Origin of the sequence: Streptomyces sp. FH025, assembly GCF_017427025.1 — a bacterium.
Lineage (GTDB): Bacteria > Actinomycetota > Actinomycetes > Streptomycetales > Streptomycetaceae > Kitasatospora.
In genome coordinates, this window is record NZ_JAFLNG010000540.1 from 1 (window position 1) to 5,446 (window position 5,446).

Sequence of the window (5,446 nt, forward strand, 5' to 3'; positions counted from 1 at the left end):
ATTACGGTCGTAGGTAGCACCGGGTGAACACCTGGGCGGCGGGATTCTCCTCCTTAGAGGAACGTACAGGATGCCGGGCGGGCTCACAGCCGGGACTTCATGCCATCGGTGACTGCCAGTGGGCCGCGTCACAGGGGTTCACTGGGCGACACGCCGCCGGGCGCCCGGCGGTCGACGACTTGAGGAGACACCCGCATGGAGTTCCTTCGGCCCGCCACCTGGGACGAGGCGCTCGCGGCGAAGGCCGAGCACCCGACCGCGCTGCCCATCGCGGGCGGCACGGACGTCATGGTCGAGCTGAACTTCGACGTGCACCGGCCATCCGCGATCCTCGACCTGAACCGCGTCACCGAGCTCACCGAATGGACGAACGACGGCGGTGTCGTCCGGCTCGGCGCCTCGGTCCCGTACGCCCGGATCATCGCGGAACTGTCCGGGCCGCTGCCCGGGCTCGCGCTGGCGGCGCGCACCGTCGGCTCGCCGCAGATCCGCAACCGCGGCGGCGTCGGCGGCAACCTCGGCGCGGCCTCCCCGGCCGGCGACTCCCACCCGGCACTGCTGGCGGCCGGGCGGGACGTGTGCGTGGAGGCGGCCTCGGTGCGCGGCGTCCGGATGATCCCGATCGACGACTTCTACCTGGGGGTCAAGCGCAACTGCCTGGCCGCCGACGAGCTGATCCGGGCCGTGCGCATCCCGGTGGCCGACGGCCCGCAGCAGTTCTCGAAGATCGGCACCCGCAACGCCATGGTGATCGCGGTCTGCGCCTTCGGCTTCGCCCTCCACCCGAAGAACGGCACCGTCGGCACCGGGATCGGTTCGGCCGCCCCCACGCCGCGCCGCGCCGTCGAGGCCGAGGAGTACCTGCGGGGCGTGCTCGCCGAGCGCGGGCTCTGGGAGTCCGGCGGGCCGCTGGGCCCCGAGGTGGTCCAGCGCTTCGGCGAGCTGGTGAAGGCCGCCGCCGCGCCCATCGACGACGTCCGGGGCACCGCCGACTACCGGCGGCACGCGCTGGCCGTGATGGCCCGCCGCACCCTCACCTGGTGTTGGAACGACTACGGCAAGCAGATCAGGAGCGCGGCATGAGGGTCACGTTCACCGCCAACGGCAAACCGGTCGAGGCCGACGACGTGTGGGAGGGCGAGAGCCTGCTGTACGTGCTGCGCGAGCGGATCGGCCTGCCGGGTTCGAAGAACGCCTGCGAACAGGGCGAGTGCGGGTCCTGCACGGTCTACCTGGACGGCGTGCCGGTCTGCTCCTGCCTGGTCGCGGCCGGCCAGGTGCAGGACCGCGAGGTCCGCACGGTCGAGGGCCTGGCCGGGGAGAACGGCGAACTGGGCCTGGTCCAGCAGGCGTTCGTCGACGCCGGCGCCGTCCAGTGCGGCTTCTGCACCCCGGGCCTGCTGGTGCAGACCGACGCCCTGTTGGAGCAGGACCCGCAGCCGAGCGACAACGACATCCGCGAGGCGCTGTCCGGCAACCTGTGCCGCTGCACCGGCTACGAGAAGATCATGGACGCGGTGCGGCTCGCCTCCGCCCGCAAGTGCGTCAGCAGGGGTGGTGCGGAATGACCGCGCGGACCATCCAGGGCGAGAAGAACCTGCAGAAGATCAACCAGGCCGCCAAGGACGGCATCGGCGGCTCGCCGCTGCGCCCGGACGGCAACCTGAAGGTCAGGGGCGAGTTCGCGTACTCCTCCGACCTGTGGCACGAGGACATGCTGTGGGGCACGGCGCTGCGCTCGCCGCACCCCCGGGCCAACATCCTGTCGGTGGACATCACCGAGGCGCTCAAGGTGCCCGGCGTTTACGCGGTGCTGACGCACGAGGACATCCCCGGCACCAAGTACTACGGTCTGGAGATCGCGGACCAGCCCGCCCTGGCGATCGACCGGATCCGCTACCACGGCGAGGCGATCGCGCTGGTCGCCGCCGACCACCCGGAGACGGCCCGGCGCGCGGTGAAGCGGATCAAGGTCGAGTACGAGGTGCTCCCCCCGATCGTCACCGAGGAGCAGTGCCTGCACCCGGAGACGTACGGGTACGTGCACGAGCCGCACGAGTACAAGTCCCACGCGCACGGCAACATCTGCCACGAGCAGCGGCTCGTCTCCGGCCTCGGCGTGACCGACGAGGTGCGGGCGATGGCGGACGTCATCGTCAGCGGCGACTACGAGATCGGCATGCAGGACCAGGCCTTCCTCGGCCCCGAGTCGGGCCTGGCCGTGCCCGCCGAGGACGGCGGCGTCGACCTCTACATCGCCACCCAGTGGCTGCACGTCGACCGCCGGCAGATGGCGCCGGTGCTGAACCTGCCCGAGGAGAAGGTCCGGCTCACCCTGGCCGGCGTCGGCGGCGCCTTCGGCGGCCGCGAGGACCTGTCGATGCAGATCCACGCCTGCCTGCTGGCCCTGCACACCGGCAAACCGGTCAAGATCGTCTACTCCCGGGACGAGTCGTTCTTCGGCCACGTGCACCGCCACCCGGCCAGGATGCACTACGAGCACGGCGCGACCCGGGACGGAAAGCTGGTCTTCGCCGACTGCCGGATCGTGCTGGACGGCGGCGCGTACGCCTCCGCCTCCCCCGCCGTGGTCGGCAACGCCGCCTCGCTCGGGAACGGCCCGTACGTGATCCCGAACGTGCGGATGCACGCCATCGCGCTCTACAGCAACAATCCGTCCTGCGGGGCGATGCGCGGCTTCGGCGCGGTGCAGGCGGCCTTCGGCTACGAGTCGCAGATGGACAAGCTGGCCGCCGAACTCGGCATGGACCCGGTCGAGTTGCGGCAGCTCAACGCCGTCAGGCAGGGCGACCGGATGCCCACCGGGCAGGAGATCGACGCGCCCGCGCCGGTGGCCGAACTGCTCCAGCGGGCCAAGGACATGCCGCTGCCGCCGCCGCTGGACACCCGCGACCCGGACCTGCGCCAGCTGCCCGGCGCGCTGTCCAACACCTCGCACGGCGAGGGCATCGTGCGCGGCGTCGGCTACTCGGTCGGCATCAAGAACGTCGGCTTCTCCGAGGGGTTCGACGACTACTCCACCGCCCGGGTGCGGCTGGAGGTGATCGGCGGCGAGCCGGTCGCCATGGTGCACACGGCGATGGCCGAGGTCGGCCAGGGCGGCGTCACCGTGCACGCCCAGATCGCCCGCACCGAGCTGGGCGTCGAGCAGGTCACCATCCACCCGGCCAACACCCAGGTGGGATCGGCCGGTTCGACCTCCGCCTCGCGCCAGACGTACATGACCGGCGGCGCGGTGAAGCTGGCCGCCGAGGCCGTCCGGCGGGAGCTGATCGACAGGGGCCGCCGCCGCTACGGCTGGACCCACGAGGACCTCACGCTGGCCGGCGGCAAGGTGGTATCCGCCGCTGCCGGACCGCTGGTGTCCGTGGTGGACCTGCTCGGCGACGAGGCGATCGAGCACACCCGCGAACACCGCCACCGGCCCACCCAGCCCTTCGACAAGGAGACCGGCCAGGGCTTCGGCCACGTCCAGTACACCTTCTGCGCCAACCGCGCGGTGGTGGACGTGGACGTCGAACTGGGCCTGGTCAAGGTGGTCGAGCTCACCGCCGTCCAGGACGTCGGCAAGGCGCTCAACCCGCTCTCCGTGGTCGGCCAGATCCAGGGCGGCTGCACCCAGGCGCTCGGGCTCGCGGTGATGGAGGAGATCATCGTGCGGGACGGGAAGGTGCGCAACGCCTCCTTCACCGACTACCTGATCCCCACCATCCTGGACACCCCGCCGATTCCGGTGGAGATCCTCGAACTGCCCGATCCCAACGCCCCGTACGGGCTGCGCGGGGTCGGCGAGGCGCCCACCGTCTCGGCGACGCCCTCGATCGTGGCGGCCATCCGCAACGCCACCGGCCTGGCACTCAACCGGATCCCGGTCCGACCGGAGCACCTGACCACCGAACAGCCTGGCTGACCGGACATGCCCAGGATCCCCACGGAACCCGGCAGCACCGCAGCGGACGGACCCGCCGGGGACGAGACCCACCTCTCGCCCCCGGCGTCGGACCCGGCATCAACCTCTTCACCAGACCCGACACCAGACCTGACGGTGCATCAGAGACGTCAGAAAGGCGTGCTGGACTCGTACTTCAGGATCTCCGCCCGGGGATCGACCCTCGCCGACGAGCTGCGCGGCGGCCTCACCACCTTCATGGCGATGGCCTACATCATCCTGCTCAACCCTCTGATCCTCAGCGGCCCGGACGTCAACGGCGTCAAGCTCGACCACGCGGCGCTGACCACCGCCACCGCGCTCGCCGCCGCCGTCACCACCGTCCTGATGGGCCTGGTCGGCAACGTGCCGCTGGCCATGGCCGCCGGGCTCTCGGTCTCCGGCGCGGTCTCCGCCCTGGTCGTGCCGCACACCACCTGGCCGCAGGCGATGGGCCTGTGCGTGATCTACGGCCTGCTGATCGTGCTGCTGGTGGTCTCCGGCCTGCGCGAGAGGATCATGAACGGCATCCCGCTGCCGCTCAAGCACGCGATCACCATCGGCATCGGCCTGTTCGTCACGGTCATCGGCCTCCACAAGGCCGGCTTCGTGCACACCGGCGGCCCCACCCCGCTCTCGCTCGGCCCGGCCGGCGAGCTGACCGGCTGGCCGGTGCTGGTCTTCTGCGTCACCCTGCTGGCGATCTTCGTGCTGATGGCACGCGGCGTCCGCGGCGCGATCCTGATCGGCATCGCGGGCGGCACCATACTCGCGATGGTCGTCACCGGAGCCGGACACGTACCCGCCGACGCCTGGCGCGACTCCGCCCCGGTGTGGCCCGGCAGCCCGGTCTCCGCACCCGACTTCAGCCTGTTCGGCCACGTCGACCTGTTCGGCGCCTTCGGCGGCCGCCGCATGGGCGCCATCAGCGCCTCGGTCGCGGTGTTCACCCTCGTCCTGGCCGGTTTCTTCGACGCGATGGCCACCATCATCGGCGTCGGCACCGAGGCCGGACTCGCGGACGACCGGGGCCGGATGCCAGGGCTGTCCAGGGCCCTGTTCATCGACGGCGCCGGCGGCGCGGTCGGCGGCCTGGCGGGCGCCTCCGGCCAGACGGTCTTCGTCGAGTCCGCGACCGGCGTCGGCGACGGCGCCCGGACCGGCCTCGCCCCCACCGTCACCGGCGCGCTGTTCGCGCTGATGCTGTTCTTCTCGCCGCTGGCCGGCGTCGTCCCGGTCGAAGTCGCCTCCGCCGCCCTGGTGGTGATCGGCTCGATGATGATGAGCCAGGCCCGGCACATCGACTGGGCCGACCGCGAGGTCGCCGTCCCCGCCTTCCTCACCTGCGTGCTGATGCCGTTCACCTACAGCATCACGGCGGGCGTCGCGGCCGGGGTCGTCTCGTACACGGTGATCAAGGCCGGCCGGGGCGGATGGCGCGAGCCCGGGCCGTTGATGTGGATCCTCACCGCCGTCTTCGTGGCGTACTTCGCGCTC

General features: G+C 71.5%; 4 protein-coding genes. All 4 read left to right on the forward strand.

Features of this window, described 5'->3' with window-relative positions; genetic code table 11:
* Positions 1-195: 195 nt before the first annotated feature.
* Positions 196-1,083 (forward strand): xanthine dehydrogenase family protein subunit M, encoded by an 888-nt coding sequence (locus J0670_RS28855; protein ID WP_207814629.1) that lies wholly within the window; start codon positions 196-198, stop codon positions 1,081-1,083.
* Positions 1,080-1,568: a (2Fe-2S)-binding protein gene (locus tag J0670_RS28860; RefSeq protein ID WP_207814630.1), complete on the forward strand. Its 489-nt coding sequence runs from the start codon at positions 1,080-1,082 to the stop codon at positions 1,566-1,568. Before J0670_RS28855 ends, J0670_RS28860 begins: the two co-directional genes overlap by 4 nt.
* Positions 1,565-3,931, forward strand: a complete 2,367-nt coding sequence (gene pucD / locus J0670_RS28865) for a xanthine dehydrogenase subunit D (protein WP_207814631.1) — start codon at positions 1,565-1,567, stop codon at positions 3,929-3,931. The genes J0670_RS28860 and pucD overlap by 4 nt, the downstream gene beginning before the upstream one ends.
* A gap of 6 nt (positions 3,932-3,937) precedes the next feature.
* The coding region (locus J0670_RS28870) for an NCS2 family permease (protein ID WP_207814632.1) at positions 3,938-5,446 on the forward strand (1,509 nt) is incomplete at its 3' end.

Excerpts from the sequence above, each read along its gene's own strand:
- J0670_RS28855 (WP_207814629.1), top strand. The coding sequence starts at position 196 with ATGGAGTTCCTTCGGCCCGCCACCTGGGACGAGGCGCTCGCGGCGAAG.
- J0670_RS28860 (WP_207814630.1), top strand. The coding sequence starts at position 1,080 with ATGAGGGTCACGTTCACCGCCAACGGCAAACCGGTCGAGGCCGACGAC.
- pucD (WP_207814631.1), top strand. The coding sequence starts at position 1,565 with ATGACCGCGCGGACCATCCAGGGCGAGAAGAACCTGCAGAAGATCAAC.